This window comes from Thauera aminoaromatica, assembly GCF_000021765.1.
In the GTDB taxonomy this organism is placed as follows: Bacteria; Pseudomonadota; Gammaproteobacteria; order Burkholderiales; family Rhodocyclaceae; genus Thauera; species Thauera aminoaromatica.
This window is the reverse complement of record NC_011662.2, coordinates 3,507,058-3,521,221: the sequence shown is the minus strand read 5'-3', so window position 1 is coordinate 3,521,221 and position 14,164 is coordinate 3,507,058. Positions and strand designations below refer to the sequence as shown.

Genomic DNA, 14,164 nt, shown 5'->3' with positions numbered 1-14,164 from the left:
GTGTCTCGTCGGTGGCGCCTCGCCGACGCGCAGGGGGCTGCGCGCGCGCGCCGACGCTCGTACCGGCCATAAAGCACGAAAGCGACCACGCGGGTCGCTTTCGCATCCAGCTCGGCCGGCCGCGGGCCGGCTCCGGGAATCAGGCGAAGTTCTTCGCCGCGAAGTCCCAGTTGGCCAGCTTGTCGAGGAAGGTGGCGACGAAGTCCGGACGACGGTTGCGGTAATCGATGTAGTAGGCGTGTTCCCACACGTCGATACAGAGCAGGGCCTTGTCGCCGGTGGTCAGGGGGGTGCCGGCGGCGCCCATGTTGACGATGTCGACCGAGCCGTCGGCCTTCTTGACCAGCCAGGTCCAGGCGGAACCGAAGTTGCCGACTGCGGAGGCCTGGAAGGCCTTCTTGAAGTCGTCGAAGGAGCCCCACTTGGCCTTGATCGCGTCGGCCAGCGCGCCGCTGGGCTCGCCGCCGCCGTTGGGCTTCATGCTGTTCCAGAAGAAGGTGTGGTTCCACACCTGCGCGGAGTTGTTATACACGCCGCCGGCGGGGGCCTTCTTGACGATGGCTTCGAGGTCGAGGTTCTCGTACTCGGTGCCCTTGATCAGGTTGTTCAGGTTGGTGACGTAGGCCTGGTGGTGCTTGCCGTAGTGGAACTCCAGGGTCTCGGCCGAGATGTGCGGGGCGAGGGCGTCCTTGGCATAGGGCAGGGCGGGCAGGGTGTGTTCCATGCGTGATCTCCGTTGTTGGTCTGTCTGTGTTCGGGTTGGGGGTAGAAGCCGGACCATTTTAGTCTGGATTTAGACCCCGAACAAGCTTGCTTCCCGCATGGTAAGCCCATGCGGGGGATTTGCGGAACCCGTGCGCTCAGGCCTTCCCGTGGCCGATGACCCGGGTGTCGAGGCGGCCGTCCGCGAGCTGCACGCTCACCGCGGCGCCCTCGGGGATGCCGGCGGTGCTGCGCAGGACGCGGCCTTGCTTGTCACGGGCGATGGCATAGCCGCGCGCCAGTACCGCCTGTGGCGCGAGATGCTGGAGGTGGGCGGCGAGGGCGTCGAGGCGCTGGCTGCGGGCTTCCAGCAGGCGTGTGGCTGCGCGCGCGAGGCGCCCACCTAGCATGTCGACGCGCGCGGCGAGCGCTTGCGGGCGCGGCGCTGCGGCACGCAGGCGGAGCCCGGCGCGGGTGGCGCGCAGGTCGGCGGCCTCGAGCCGACGCGCGGTGGCGTGGTGCAGGCGCTCGCCCAGGCGCGCCAGCGTGTCGCGCTCGCGACGCAGGCGTTCGCGCGGATGCACCAGGCGCAGCGCGGCGCGGTCCAGGCGCTGCGCGAGCTCGCCGAAGCGGCGCTCGACGGCGCGGCGCAGGCGCGGTTCGAGCACTGCGAGTTCGGCGCGCGCAGCGTACCAGCCGGCGCTGGCGAGCTCGGCGGCGCCGCTCGGCGTGGGTGCGCGCAGGTCGGCGGCGAAGTCGGCGATGGTGAAGTCGGTCTCGTGGCCCACGCCGCACACCACCGGCAGCGGGCAGGCGCGCAGGGTACGCGCCAGGGCTTCGTCGTTGAATGCCCACAGGTCCTCGATGCTGCCGCCGCCACGCACCAGCAGCAGCACATCGACGCCATCTTCGGCGGCGCGCCGGCCGGCGCAGCGGACCGCCTCGAGCAGGCGCGCGGGAGCGTCGGCGCCCTGCACCGGCGCGGGGTAGAGCACCACCGGCAGATGCGGCGCGCGCCGGCGCAGCGTCACCAGCACGTCGCGCAGCGCGGCGGCCTGCGGCGAGGTGACGATACCGAGCGCGCGCGGGTAGCGCGGCAGCGCGCGCCGGCCGGCCTCGTCGAAGAGGCCTTCGGCGGCGAGCTTGGCCTTGAGCCGGTTGAAGGCCTCGAACAGGCTGCCGATACCGGCCGGGCGCAGCGCCTCGACGCTCAGTTGGTAGTCGCCGCGCGCCTCGTACAGGGTGACGAGCGCGCGCGCCTCGACGCGCATGCCATTCTCGGGGCGGAAGGCGAGCAGCTGCGCGCGGTTGCGCCACATCGCACAGCGCACCTGGGCGGAGGCGTCCTTGAGGGTGAAGTAGACATGGCCGGAGGCGGCGCGGACGAGGTTGGAGATCTCGCCGCCCACCCACATCAGGGGCAGCGCGGATTCGAGCAGCTCGCGCGCCATACGGTTGAGTTCGGAGACGCTGAGGACCTGCGCGGCGGGCGTCGCGGCGCCGTTTGCGGGCAAGAGGGGGTTCGCGGGCATGGCCGGATTGTAGCGGAATCCACAGGCTTTCGACCTTGTCAAGGGTGTGTTTGCAAGTCCTTGATCGATAAGGGGTGATTCTGCAAGTTATTGATTCGTAAAGGTTCGATGGCTTGCACAATTTTGCATCGGAGTGAGGGAAAGCCTGCCGTTGCGGGCTTTGCGGGCAGGATTCCGAAATCGTCCACAAACTTATCCACAGCTTCTGTGGATTGCCGCGTGCGCTCCCGATCTCCTCGTGCGCAGGCCATGCCCGTGCCCGCAGATGCCCGGTGCCCGCGTGCGCAGCGTGATGCATGCGGCTTGCCGGGCGGGGGGCGCGGCGCTAGAGTCTCGCCTTTCCAATCGAGAGGTGAGCCCGCGTGTTCGCGATCATCCAGGCCGTTGGCTGGCCGATCTGGCCCCTGATTCTGGCGTCGGTCATCGCGGTGGCGCTCATCATCGAGCGCTCGATCACCCTGCGCCGTTCGCGCATCGTGCCACCGGGGCTGCTCGACAAGGTCCTCGACGATCTGCGCCAGATCGGGCCCTCGGCCGAGATGGCCGAGCGCGTCGCGGCGCACTCGCCGCTCGGCCGCGTGCTCGCCGCCGGCCTGCGCAACGTGCACAGCCCGCGCGAGGTGATGAAGGAGTCGATCGAGGAGACCGGGCGCGCGGTGGTGCACGACCTCGAGCGCTTCCTCACCACGCTCGGCACCATCGCCTCCATCAGCCCGCTGATGGGCCTGCTCGGCACCATCATCGGCATGATCGACATCTTCGCCTCGCAGGGCGTGAGCGGCGCCAACCCGGCCCAGCTCGCCCAGGGCATCTCGATCGCGCTGTATACCACCGGGCTGGGCCTCATCATCGCCATTCCGGCGATGATTTTCTGGCGCCACTTCCGCGCGCTGATCGACAGCTTCGTGATCGACATGGAGCAGCAGGCGATCAAGCTCGTCGAGGTCTCCCACGGCGAGCGCCGGGCGTAAGGGAGGGGCGATGAACTTCCGTCGCGGCAGCCGCAACGGCGAGCCCGAGATCAACCTGATCCCGCTCATCGACGTGGTGTTGGTGATCATCATCTTCCTGATGCTGACCACCACGTTCTCCAAGGTCTCCGGGCTGGAGATCAAGCTGCCCACCGCCGAGGCCGAGGGCAGCGAGACCGAGGCGCGCGAGATCGTGGTCGCGGTGACCGCCGCCGGCGAGGTCCTGGTGAATCGCCAGGCAGTGGGTGAGCGCAGCGTCGAGGCGATCGCCGCCGCGCTCGGCAAGTCGGCCCCGGCCGACGGCGACACGCCGCCGGTGGTGGTGATCAACGCCGACGCGCGCACCCCGCACCAGAGCGTGGTGGACGTGATGCAGGCCGCGCAGCGCGCGGGGCTGCCGCACATCACCTTCGCCACCCAGTCGTCGGCGCAGTGAGGTCCTCCGGCCCGCGCCGCCCCGGAGACTGAACGTGGCTGCGCAGGCCCCAGCGTTCTGGCAGCGTCGCGGCCTGCTCGCGCAGGCCTTGCGTCCGCTCTCCCTGCTGTTCGGTTTCCTCGCCCGCCGCCGCCGCGCGCTCACGCAGCCGCAGCGCCTGCCGGTGCCGGTGATCGTGGTCGGCAACGTCGCGGTCGGCGGCAGTGGCAAGACGCCGGTGGTCGACTGGCTGGCCGGGGTGCTGCGTGTCGCTGGCCACCACCCCGGCATCGTCAGCCGCGGCCATGGCGGTACGGCGAGTGCGCAGGGCGGGCTCGCCCTTGTGCCCGCAGACGGCGACCCCGGCCGCTATGGCGACGAGCCGGTGCTGCTCGCCCGTCTTACCGGTTGCCCGCTTGTGGTGGGGCAGGACCGTCCCGCCGCTGCGCGCGCGCTGCTGCGCCTGCATCCCGAGTGCGACGTGCTCATCGCCGACGACGGCATGCAGCACTACCATCTCGCAAGAGACCTGGAGATCGCCGTGGTGGACGCGGCCACGCTGGGCAACCGCCTGCTGCTGCCCGCCGGGCCGCTGCGCGAGCCGCTCGCGCGCCTCGCCGAAGTCGATCTGGTGCTGGCCCACGGCGAGCTGGATGCCGAGCTGCGCGCGGCGATCGGCGGCGTGCCGGTGTTTCCGATGCGGCTCTTCGGCGAAGAGGTGGTCGCGCTCGCCGACCCTGCGTGTCGCCTCCCGCTCGCGGCGCTGCGTGGTCGCCGGGTGCACGCGGTGGCCGGGATCGGCCGGCCGCAGCGCTTCTTCGACCAGCTCGCCGCCGCCGGCCTGGAGGTGGTCGCCCATGCCTTCCCCGATCATCATCGCTTCGTCGCCGCCGATCTCGTCTTCGGCGACGCGTCGCCGATCCTGATGACCGCGAAGGATGCGGTAAAATGCCGGGCTTTCGCGCCTGCCGACTGCTGGGAATACCCGGTGCGGGCGCAGATCGGTTCCGGCGCCGCCGAACGCATCCTGGAGAAACTCGAAGATGGACGCACGTCTGCTTGAAATCCTCGTCTGCCCGCTGTGCAAGGGGCCGCTCGACTATCTGAAGGACAAGCAGGAACTGGTGTGCAAGGCCGACCGCCTCGCCTATCCGATCCGCGACGGCATCCCGGTGATGCTGGACGAGGAGGCGCGCGCCATGAGCGCCGAGGAAGTCGACGCCCTGCGCAAATGAGCGGCGGCATGTCCACCGACTTCCGCATCGTCGTCCCTGCGCGCTACGCCTCGACCCGGCTGCCCGCCAAGCCGCTCGCCGACATCGGCGGCAAGCCGATGATCGTGCGTGTGCTCGAGCGCGTGCGGCATGCCGGCGCCAGCGAGACTTGGGTCGCCACCGACCACGAGGGCGTGCGCGAGGTCGTGCAGGCTGCGGGCGGTGCCGTGGTGATGACGCGCCCGGACCATCCGAGCGGCACCGACCGCCTCGCCGAGGTCGCGCTCGCGCGCGGCTGGGCCGACGAGGATATCGTGGTGAATGTGCAGGGCGACGAGCCGCTGATCGACCCGGAGATCGTCGCTGCGGTGGCGCGCGCGCTCGCCGCCGACGGCGAGGCTGCCATCGCCACCGCCGCGCACGCCATCCACGATCCCGTCGAGGTCTTCAACCCCAACGTGGTCAAGGTGGTGTGCGATGCCGCCGGGCGCGCGCTGTACTTCTCGCGCGCGCCCATCCCCTGGGCCCGCGACGCCTGGGGCGACGGTGCGCGCGACCTGCCCGCAGGGCTGCCGGTGCTGCGCCATGTCGGCCTGTACGCCTACCGCGTCGGCTTCCTGCGCCGCTATGCGGCGCTCGCGCCCTCGCCGCTGGAGCACTGGGAGGCGCTCGAGCAGTTGCGCGCGCTCTGGCACGGCTATCGCATCCGCGTGCTCGAACTCGCCCAGGCACCGGCGGCCGGGGTCGACACGCAGGAGGACCTGGAGCGGGTGCGCGCGATCTTCGCCGCCGGAGGGGTTTGACCACCCGGCGCGCGTCGGTTAAGTTTCGGCTGCTTATTCGATAAGGAAACGGCCATTTTCGATGGCCGGCCATTCACGGGAGGGAGTATGCGTCTGATTCTGTTGGGACCGCCGGGAGCCGGCAAGGGTACGCAAGCCAACTTCATCAAGGAGAAGTTCGGCATTCCGCAAATCTCCACCGGCGACATGCTGCGCGCCGCGGTGAAGGCGGGCACCCCGCTGGGCCTGGAGGCGAAGAAGGTCATGGATGCCGGCGGCCTCGTGTCCGACGACATCATCATCGGCCTGGTGAAGGACCGCCTGCAGCAGGAAGACTGCAAGTCCGGCTACATGTTCGACGGCTTCCCGCGCACCATCCCGCAGGCCGACGCGATGAAGGACGCCGGCGTGCCGATCGACTTCGTGCTCGAGATCGACGTGCCGGACGCCGAAATCGTCGAACGCATGAGCGGGCGCCGCGCCCATCTGGCTTCGGGCCGCACCTACCACGTCAAGTACAACCCGCCCAAGGTCGCGGGCAAGGACGACGTCACCGGCGAAGACCTGGTGCAGCGCGACGACGACAAGGAAGAAACCGTCAAGAAGCGCCTCGACGTCTACCACTCGCAGACCAAGCCGCTGGTCGAGTACTACAGCAAGTGGGCGGCCTCGGGCGACGCCAAGGCGCCCAAGGTGCGCAAGATCTCCGGCCTCGGCGCGGTGGATGCGATCACCGCGAACGCCTTCGCGGCGCTGAAGTAGGCAGCACCCCGGCCGGGCATGCCCGGCCTCATCCGGCGCGGCCGCGCCCCCCACGGGGCGACGGCCGCGCGTGCTTTTGAACTCGCCGCAATCTCCGCCCGGCGCGGCGCGCGGCAACGCTCGAACGAGGCCCGGCCGATGCGCCAGCAGAACCTTCTGTATGCCCATTCCGGTGGCGTAACCGCCGTCATCAACGCCAGCGCCGCGGCGGTCGTCGCGGCCGCGCGCGCCTCGGGTCGGGTCGGCAAGGTGTTCGCCGCGTGGCGCGGCATCGTCGGCGTGCTCGAGGAGGCCCTGATCGATACCGCCGGCCTGGACGAGGCGGCGCTCGTCCGCCTGGCGCGCACCCCGGGCGGGGCCTTCGGCTCCTGCCGCTTCGATCTGCCGCACGACGACGGCGGCGCGGCGATGGATCGGCTGTTCGCGGTTTTCGACGCGCACGACATCGGCTGGCTGCTCTACAACGGCGGCAACGGCTCGATGGACGCGGTCGCGCGCATCCAGGCCGAGGCCGCGCGGCGCGGCCATGCGCTGGTGTGCGTGGGCGTGCCCAAGACGGTGGACAACGACATCGTCGGTACCGACTGCTGTCCCGGCTTCGGCTCGGCCGCGCGCTACCTCGCCACTTCGATGCTGGAGGCGGGGCTGGACACCGCGTCGATGGTGGGCAGCAAGGGCAGCGTCTTCGTCATGGAGGTGATGGGGCGCAACACCGGCTGGCTGGCCGCGGCCACCGCGCTCGCCGCGCAGGGCGACCCGGACCGCGCCCCGCATATCGTGCTGGTACCGGAGGCGCGCTTCGACGAAGCGGCCTTCCTCGCCCGCGTGCGCGAGATCGTCGAACGGCTGGGCTATTGTGCGGTGACGGTGGCGGAGGGCATCCGCCGACCGGATGGCAGCCTGCTGATGGAGAAGTCGCGCGATGCGCGCGGCTACGTCCAGCTCGGCGGCGCGGGTCTGGCAGTGGCGCGGCGGATCAACGAGCGCCTCGGCTACAAGTTCCACTGGGCGATCCCCGACTACCTGCAGCGCTCGGCCGGACACTGGCTGTCGGCGACCGACCGCGCGCAGGCCGAAGCGGTCGGAAGGGTGGCGGTGGAGTACGCGCTCGCCGGCCAGGGCGGGACCATGCCCGCGATCCGCCGCCTGCAGGATGCGCCCTACCGCTGGGATGTGGTCGCGGTGGACACCGCCGCGGTGGCCAACCTCGAGCGCAGCCTGCCGGACGGTTTCGTGCGCGCCGACGGGCTGCACGTGACCACGGCGGCCTGCGACTACATGCGTCCGCTGATCGAGGGCGAGATTCCGCCGCCGGTGGCGGGCGGCCTGCCCGACTACGGGCGCTGGGACTGGGCCCCGGTGGCGCGCCGGCTGGCGGCGTGGCAGGCCTGACGCGGATCGGCGTGCAACGCCGCGTACGTACGGGTGTGTGCTCGAGCCGATAGCGCCACTGCGCAGGGGTGGATCAATTGATGCGGAACCTCAATCTAGTCGTCGCGGGCGTACTCTTCCTCGGCCTGCTCTGGGGCTTGGAGGGTTTGCCGGACCGCGCCGGAGCCGGGCTTGCTTTGCTCGCCACGATCGCCTGGCTGTGGCTGACCGAAGCCCTGCACGTGAGCGTGACCGCGCTGCTGGTGCCCCTGCTCGCCGCCGCGAGCGGAGTGCTGGATTTTCCCGAGGCCTTGCTGCAATTCGCCGACCCGGTAGTCTTCCTCTTCCTCGGCGGCTTCGCGCTCGCCGCCGGCCTGCAGCGCCAGGGGCTGGACCGCTGGATGGCGGGCCAGGTCCTGCGCCGCGCGGGGGCCAGCTTCGGGCGCGCGGTGCGCTGGCTGTTCTGGTTGACCGCCTTCCTGTCGATGTGGATCAGCAACACCGCGACCGCGGCGATGATGCTGCCGCTGGCGCTTGGCCTGCTCGCCCCGCTGCCGCTCGACGAACATCGCCGCACCTGGATGTACGTGCTGCTCGGCGTGGCCTTCTCCGCCAACATCGGCGGCATCGGCACCCTGGTCGGCAGCCCGCCCAACGCGATCGCCGCGGCAGCGGTGGGCATGGATTTCGCCGAATGGATGAGCTGGGGTCTGCCGCTGGTGCTGGTGATGATGCCGCTGATGGAGATCGGTCTGCGCCTGGTGCTGCGACCGCGGCTCGACGTGGCGGTGACGCCGCCACCGCCTCCCGGAGGATGGACTCCGGCGCAGCGCAAGATGCTCGCACTCTTCGGCTTCACCGTGCTGCTGTGGGTGTTCGGCGCGCCCCTCGGCGCCGCGCTCGGCTTTGCCCAGGGCTACGACGCCGCGGTGGCGCTGTTCGCGCTCGTGCTGCTGCACGGCTTGCGGCTGGCGGGCTGGCAGGACGTGGAGCGCAGCACCGAGTGGGGCGTGCTGTTGCTCTTCGGCGGCGGGCTCACGCTGAGCAAGGCGCTCGCGGCCAGCGGCGCGGCGGCCTGGCTCGCCACCCAGCTCGGTGGACCGCTCGCCGCACTGCCGGCCTGGGGCTGCATCGCGCTGATGGTGCTGTTCGCGTTGCTGCTCACCGAGGTCACCAGCAACACCGCGAGTGCAGCCCTGCTGATCCCGCTCTTCCTCGGTCTCGCCCCGCATGTCGAGCGCGCGCCGCTCGCCGTGCTGGTCGCGGTCGGCACCTCGTGTGCCTTCATGCTCCCCGTTGCCACTCCGCCCAACGCGATCGTCTTCGGCACCGGCCACGTGCCGCAGCGGGTGATGATCCTGGGCGGAACCGGGGTGACGGTGCTGGTCTATCCGGCGCTGGTGCTGGCGGCGTTGATTGCGGTGGCGTGAGGAGTGAGGCGTCTGGAGCGGAGAAGGCCGGACGGCGTCCGACCTTCCCGCCGCCCGGCGAGGATCGAGCGGCGGGAGGTTTCGACTTTGCACCCGACACCGGGCGCCCGACTCCTCACGCTGCCGCGGCCGTTTCCCCGGCCGCGGCCCCACGCTCCGGCATGTAGGCCGCCACCTGGCACAGGATCGCGGCCACGTAGGGGATGCACTGCAGGCACAGGATGCCGACCCACAGCTGGGTCTCGAGGTTGTTGGCGCCGCGCTGCGCGACCAGGGTGACGGCGCCCATCAGCAGCGCGACCAGCATGCCGATCTCCTCGCGGATGGGGTTGAAGAAGGCCAGCGCGCCACCGCCGCGCCAGCCCTTGGGCGTCACCACGAACACGCCTTTCTTTTTCACCAGGCCGGCGAACACGCCGCGCGCGATCGCGTGGGCGAGGCCCACCGACAGGATTGAGGCGCCGAGGATGTCCTTCCACGGGCAGTCCATCGTGCGCCGATAGAGGATGGGGCCGAGCGCTGCCTTGAAGATCATGAAGCCGAAGATCGGCAGCGCGAGCGACACCACCGGCAGGCCGAAGGCCTTGGGGAAGAGCAGGATGCCCAGGGTCCACAGCAGGCTGCCGAAGGCGAACACCAGCTGCAGCGCGTCGCCCAGCCAGGCGAACCAGCCGGTGAGGAAGTGGTAGCGCTGGGCGAGGTTGAGGGTGCTGCGCCCGATCATGTGGGGCAGGTGGGCCTTGAGGATCTGCATCGCGCCGAAGGCCCAGCGGAAGCGCTGGCTCTTGATCGCGGCGAAGCCCGAGGGGGTGAGGCCGCGGCCGAGGATATGGTCGATGTAACGCGTGTCGTAGCCCTTCTCGATCAGGCGCAGGCCGAGCTCGGTGTCCTCGCAGATGCACCACTCGGACCAGCCGCCGACCTCCTCGAGTGCGCGCCGGCGCACCATGGTCATGGTGCCGTGCTGGATCAGCGCGTTGCGCTCGTTGCGGTGGTGCATGCCGATGCGGAAGAAGCCGTCGAACTCCCAGTTGCACATGCGCTTGAAGGGCTGGCCCTCCCAGTCGCGGTGGGCCTGCGGGGCCTGCACGACGGCGACCTCGGGCTGGTCGAAGTGCGGCACCAGGCAGGCCAGCCAGTCGGGATCGACCACGTAGTCGGCGTCGACGACACCCACCACCTCGGCGCGCGGGTCGGTGACCTTGAGGCCGTAGTTGAGCGCGCCGGCCTTGAAGCCGGGCCAGTTGGCGAGGTGGAAGAAGCGGAAGCGCGGACCGAGCTCGGCGCAGCGGCGCTCGAGCGGCTTCCACAGGGCCTCGTCGCGGGTGTTGTTGTCGAGGATCAGGACCTCGAAGTTCTGGTAATTCATCTGCGCCAGGCTGTCGATGGTGGCGATCACCATCTCGGGCGGCTCGTTGTAGCAGGCCAGGTGGATGGACACGAAGGGCTGCTGCTCGGGCGGGTGCGGCGGCAGCGGGGTGAAGCGGCGCGCCCATTTCTTCTTGAAGAGCACCTCGCCGAACTCGAAGCCGTGCGACAGCAGCACCGCCGCGGTCATGCAGGTGGCACCGATCAGCAGCACCAGACCGATGAGGTCGCGCTGGGTGAGGTAGTACTCGACCGGCACGTTGATGCCGATGATCAGCGTCGAGATGCAGGCCTGGATCAGCGCGGCGAGGAAGAGGCGGCCGCCGATGCTCCAGCCGGGCAGGAAGAAGGCCGCCAGCATCATCGGGATGAAGGCGAGTGCGGCGGCGTTGCTGGCCTTGTGCGACCAGTGCGGGTCGCGTTCGACCACGCCCTCGAGCTGGTACTTGGGCTCGCGGTCGGCGTTGAACATGCCCCAGTAGGGCCCGGCCCAGCCTTCGACGTCCACCTTCCACGGCTGGTCGATCGCTTCCATCAGGAAGTAGTCGATGCGTGCGGTGCGCGGATGGGCGAGGAACTCGCGCACGAAGCGCGCCTGGTTGTCGAGCGAGGGGATGGCGGCGTCGATGGTCGGGCCGCGGCTCGGCCAGCCCACTTCGCCGACCACGATCTTCTTGCGCGGGTGTGCGCGCGCGACCTCGTCGTAGCGCTGGAAGGCGTACTCCACCGCCTTGTCCACCGGCAGGCCCTCGTGGTACGGCAGGAGGTGCACGGTGATGTAGTCGACGTGCTTGGCGAGTTCCGGATAGCGCAGCCAGACGTGCCAGGGCTCGGCGGTCGAGACCGGCTTGCGGATCGCCTTGCGCACCTCGTCGAGATAGACGATGAGCTCGTCGACCGTGACGTCGCCGCGCAGGATGGCCTCGTTGCCGACCATGACGCGCTCGATGTGGCGCATCTTGCGTGCCGCCTCGATCAGGGCTGCGACTTCGCGCGCGTTGGACTCGGGGCGGGCGTCGATCCAGGCGCCGGCCGTGACCAGCATGTCGCGCTCGCCGGCGAGATCGAGCAGCTCGGGCATGTCGTTGACGCCGTAGGTGCGCAGGCCGTCGGAGTAGCGTCCGAGCAGGTCGAGGTCGGAGGCGAGTTCGGCGCGCGTGGGGTAGGTCCCCTTGAGCGGGCTCTGGTCGCGCTGGAAGCCGTTGTAGGCGAAGCCCTTGATGCTCTGGTTGGTGCCGATGAACTCGGTGCTGCGGTTGAGCTGCTGCCAGATCCAGTATTGCGCGAAGGCGACCACCGCGGCGATGGCGATTGCGGTGAGGATGCGGATTGCGAAGGAGGCGGCGTTCTTCATCGTGGTTCCTGGGCGCCGTCCTGCAGGTACGGCGCGGATGTATTGCGAGGGCCTCGTGGGCCGCGTGTCGGGGTGACACCGGGCGGCTGCGGCGGGCAGGCCATGAAGGCGCTGCGCCGCCACGATCGCCGACCCGGCCGCACTGTGACAAAATGCGCGCGCCCGGCAGGGCGTCCGCCCTTCACACCGACGGCGCGCATTTTATTCGCCATTTCAGCCCCTTACGAGCCGCTCGGGGTGGCAATTTGCAACACTTTGCACGTCTTGTCGGCGTGTGCTGATTTTGAAGGGAAAGCGTATCCCAATGCCAACTAATTTGCTCAAATATGGCGTCGCCCGTCCGCTCCTTGCCGGACTCGCGCTCGCCGCACTCGCGCTCTGGTTGCGCCACGGCGTGCTCGAGGCCGGGGTGCTGCCGCGCGACTGCACGGCCGCCGATGCGCCCGCGCTGGCCTGCCTGTTCAAGCAGGCCTTCGTGCACAGCTTCCTCGACCAGCGCATCGGCTGGGTGAGCCTCGTCGCGGGCGTGCTCGCCTTTGTGCGTGCCAGTCGCGGCCTGGCCTGGGCGGGCTGGCTGTGTGGAGTGGCCGGCCTGGTGCTGTACAGCTACGACCCGGCCGCGGTCGGCGCCCTACTCGCGCTGCTCGTGCTGGTGCGAGCGCACCAGCAGCACGGGCAGGGCCAGCGCGAGCCCGGTGAGCAGCCAGGCGACCGCCTGGGGGTTGGCCGGCTCGCTTGACCAGCGCGCGACCACGCCGATGAGGATGACCAGCGCGAGGGTGATCTCGCTGCGCGTGGTGTCGGCGCGCCACCAGCCGACGACACCGAGCACCACCGCCGGCACCAGGTAGAGCAGGGTGGGGAAGTCGCGGTAGCGCGGATCGACCCACAGCAGCAGCGCGGCCACCGCGGCTGCGAAGAGCAGCAGGCCGCGCAGCAGGCCGAGCGCGCCGGCCTTGGCGCGCAGGGGTTCGCCATGCCGCAGGATGCGCGCGGCGCGGCCGGTGGCGGGCACGGGCTCGCCATGCCAGCGCGCGAGCGTGAGCGGCAGCAGGGCGCCGAGCGCGGCGACACCGCCGAGCAGGCTCCACTCCAGCGCATCGCGGTAGGCCAGGTGGGCGTGTTCCCAGTGCAGCACCGTGATCATTCCGCCGAGTGTGCCTGCGGCGGCGATCGCGCTTGCGCGCAGGCAGCGCGTGCGTCGGCCGGTGGTCGCGAGCAGGAAGGCGAGCACGCCGCCGACCGCAGCGCCGCCGACCGGACCGGCCACGCCTTCGCGCTCGGCCACCGCACCGGCGAGCGGGAACTTGGGCTCCAGGCTGTCGGCGTCGAGCATGCCCCAGAAGCCGCCCACCGTGCCTTCGAGGCGGCGCTTCCAGGGCTGGTCGATGGCCTCGATGAGGTTGTAGTCCCAGCCTTCGGCATGCGCGCGATGGACGAACTCGCGGATGTAGCGCGCCTGGTTGACCCGGGAGGGCTTCGATTCCTCGCGCTGGCGGCCCGCGCTCGGCCAGCCGGTCTCGCCGATGAGGATCTTCTTGCCGGCGAAGTGCTCACCGACGTGGCGCCGCGTTTCGGCCACGTGCTGGAGCGCGAGCTCGATGTCGACCGGTTCGTCCTCCCAGAAGGGCAGGATGTGCACGGTGACGAAGTCGACCTCGTTGGCGAGACTGTCGTGGCGGGTCCAGAACTCCCACACGTCGGCGTAGGTGACCGGCACCTTCGCATGCGCCTTGGCGTGACGGATGAGTTCGCGCATCTCGTCCTCGGTGCGCTCGCGGCGCAGCAGGACCTCGTTGCCGACGATGAGCGCACGCACGACGTCGGCGTTGGCGTTGGCGAGCGCGATCGCGCGCTCGAGTTCGCGGGCGTTCTTCGTCTTCTCGTAGCCGATCCAGGCGCCGAGCAGCACTTTCAGACCGAGCGGACGGGCGAGCTCGGGGACGTGCTCGAGGCCCTGGTCGATCGAGTACAGGCGCACGCAGTCGGTGATCTTCGCCAGCGCGGCGAGGTCGGCGGCGATCTGCTCGCGCTCGATGCGGGTGTCTTCGAGGAGCGGGGTCTGCCCCGGGCGATGATAGGGGGCGTAGGACACGCAGCGCAGCTTCTCGCCCTCGGCGAGGTGCAGGTCGTGCATGCGCACCGGGCGCGTCTGCAGCCACAGCATGGCGGCGAGCAGCAGGAGCATGGTGGTGCTGGCGATGAGCAGGGCGAGCCAGAGCTGGCTGCGGTTGGTGCGCGGAGCGAAGATCACCGTGTCCGG

13 protein-coding genes are annotated in these 14,164 nt (G+C 70.2%); 9 read left to right on the top strand and 4 right to left on the bottom strand.

Annotated features, from left to right (window positions below; translation table 11 throughout):
• Positions 1 to 139: 139 nt before the first annotated feature.
• Both TMZ1T_RS15495 and xseA read right to left on the bottom strand, forming a co-directional pair.
• Positions 140 to 724 (bottom strand): superoxide dismutase, encoded by a 585-nt coding sequence (locus TMZ1T_RS15495; RefSeq protein ID WP_004326425.1) that lies wholly within the window; start codon positions 722 to 724, stop codon positions 140 to 142.
• Between the two features lie 136 nt (positions 725 to 860).
• A complete protein-coding gene (xseA, locus tag TMZ1T_RS15490; RefSeq protein ID WP_012585867.1) occupies positions 861 to 2,234 on the bottom strand; it encodes an exodeoxyribonuclease VII large subunit in 1,374 nt (457 codons plus the stop codon).
• A gap of 362 nt (positions 2,235 to 2,596) precedes the next feature.
• Here xseA and TMZ1T_RS15485 point away from each other — a divergent pair, with 362 nt between their 5' ends.
• From TMZ1T_RS15485 to TMZ1T_RS15450, 8 genes are all read left to right on the top strand, one after another.
• A complete protein-coding gene (locus tag TMZ1T_RS15485; RefSeq protein WP_004312611.1) occupies positions 2,597 to 3,205 on the top strand; it encodes a MotA/TolQ/ExbB proton channel family protein in 609 nt (202 codons plus the stop codon).
• 10 nt (positions 3,206 to 3,215) lie between these two features.
• A complete protein-coding gene (locus TMZ1T_RS15480; protein ID WP_004312609.1) occupies positions 3,216 to 3,641 on the top strand; it encodes an ExbD/TolR family protein in 426 nt (141 codons plus the stop codon).
• A 34-nt stretch (positions 3,642 to 3,675) separates the two neighbouring features.
• Entirely contained in the window at positions 3,676 to 4,683 is a 1,008-nt protein-coding gene (gene lpxK, locus TMZ1T_RS15475) for a tetraacyldisaccharide 4'-kinase (protein WP_004312607.1), read from the top strand.
• Entirely contained in the window at positions 4,664 to 4,855 is a 192-nt protein-coding gene (locus TMZ1T_RS15470; RefSeq protein ID WP_004312605.1) for a Trm112 family protein, read from the top strand. Before lpxK ends, TMZ1T_RS15470 begins: the two co-directional genes overlap by 20 nt.
• On the top strand, positions 4,852 to 5,637 hold the full coding sequence (kdsB, locus tag TMZ1T_RS15465; RefSeq protein ID WP_004312603.1) for a 3-deoxy-manno-octulosonate cytidylyltransferase: 786 nt from the start codon (positions 4,852 to 4,854) through the stop codon (positions 5,635 to 5,637). The genes TMZ1T_RS15470 and kdsB overlap by 4 nt, the downstream gene beginning before the upstream one ends.
• An 87-nt stretch (positions 5,638 to 5,724) precedes the next feature.
• Entirely contained in the window at positions 5,725 to 6,378 is a 654-nt protein-coding gene (adk, locus tag TMZ1T_RS15460) for an adenylate kinase (protein WP_004312600.1), read from the top strand.
• Positions 6,379 to 6,516: 138 nt separating this feature from the next.
• Positions 6,517 to 7,770 carry a 6-phosphofructokinase gene (locus tag TMZ1T_RS15455; RefSeq protein WP_004312599.1) on the top strand — a complete coding sequence of 418 codons (1,254 nt, stop codon included), beginning with the start codon at positions 6,517 to 6,519 and terminating at the stop codon, positions 7,768 to 7,770.
• An 80-nt stretch (positions 7,771 to 7,850) separates the two neighbouring features.
• Complete coding sequence (locus TMZ1T_RS15450; protein WP_004312596.1) at positions 7,851 to 9,179, top strand: SLC13 family permease; 1,329 nt, start codon at positions 7,851 to 7,853, stop codon at positions 9,177 to 9,179.
• A gap of 115 nt (positions 9,180 to 9,294) precedes the next feature.
• Here the strand turns inward: TMZ1T_RS15450 and TMZ1T_RS15445 are convergent, their stop codons facing one another.
• On the bottom strand, positions 9,295 to 11,901 hold the full coding sequence (locus TMZ1T_RS15445) for a glycosyltransferase family 2 protein (RefSeq protein ID WP_004312594.1): 2,607 nt from the start codon (positions 11,899 to 11,901) through the stop codon (positions 9,295 to 9,297).
• A 304-nt stretch (positions 11,902 to 12,205) separates the two neighbouring features.
• Between TMZ1T_RS15445 and TMZ1T_RS20660 the strand changes: the two genes are divergently transcribed.
• Complete coding sequence (locus tag TMZ1T_RS20660) at positions 12,206 to 12,640, top strand: hypothetical protein (protein ID WP_138861269.1); 435 nt, start codon at positions 12,206 to 12,208, stop codon at positions 12,638 to 12,640.
• Here TMZ1T_RS20660 and TMZ1T_RS15440 read toward each other — a convergent pair.
• A complete protein-coding gene (locus tag TMZ1T_RS15440; protein WP_004312591.1) occupies positions 12,533 to 14,155 on the bottom strand; it encodes a glycoside hydrolase family 17 protein in 1,623 nt (540 codons plus the stop codon). The two genes, TMZ1T_RS20660 and TMZ1T_RS15440, sit on opposite strands and share 108 nt — an antisense overlap.
• Between the last annotated feature and the right edge of the window lie 9 nt (positions 14,156 to 14,164).

What these genes read in the sequence shown, in the direction of transcription:
- TMZ1T_RS15480 (WP_004312609.1), top strand. Translation starts at nt 3,216, where the DNA reads ATGAACTTCCGTCGCGGCAGCCGCAACGGCGAGCCCGAGATCAACCTG.
- kdsB (WP_004312603.1), top strand. Translation starts at nt 4,852, where the DNA reads ATGAGCGGCGGCATGTCCACCGACTTCCGCATCGTCGTCCCTGCGCGC.
- TMZ1T_RS15455 (WP_004312599.1), top strand. Translation starts at nt 6,517, where the DNA reads ATGCGCCAGCAGAACCTTCTGTATGCCCATTCCGGTGGCGTAACCGCC.
- TMZ1T_RS15495 (WP_004326425.1), bottom strand. Translation starts at nt 724, where the DNA reads ATGGAACACACCCTGCCCGCCCTGCCCTATGCCAAGGACGCCCTCGCC.
- TMZ1T_RS15470 (WP_004312605.1), top strand. Translation starts at nt 4,664, where the DNA reads ATGGACGCACGTCTGCTTGAAATCCTCGTCTGCCCGCTGTGCAAGGGG.
- xseA (WP_012585867.1), bottom strand. Translation starts at nt 2,234, where the DNA reads ATGCCCGCGAACCCCCTCTTGCCCGCAAACGGCGCCGCGACGCCCGCC.
- TMZ1T_RS15445 (WP_004312594.1), bottom strand. Translation starts at nt 11,901, where the DNA reads ATGAAGAACGCCGCCTCCTTCGCAATCCGCATCCTCACCGCAATCGCC.
- TMZ1T_RS15450 (WP_004312596.1), top strand. Translation starts at nt 7,851, where the DNA reads ATGCGGAACCTCAATCTAGTCGTCGCGGGCGTACTCTTCCTCGGCCTG.
- TMZ1T_RS20660 (WP_138861269.1), top strand. Translation starts at nt 12,206, where the DNA reads ATGCCAACTAATTTGCTCAAATATGGCGTCGCCCGTCCGCTCCTTGCC.
- adk (WP_004312600.1), top strand. Translation starts at nt 5,725, where the DNA reads ATGCGTCTGATTCTGTTGGGACCGCCGGGAGCCGGCAAGGGTACGCAA.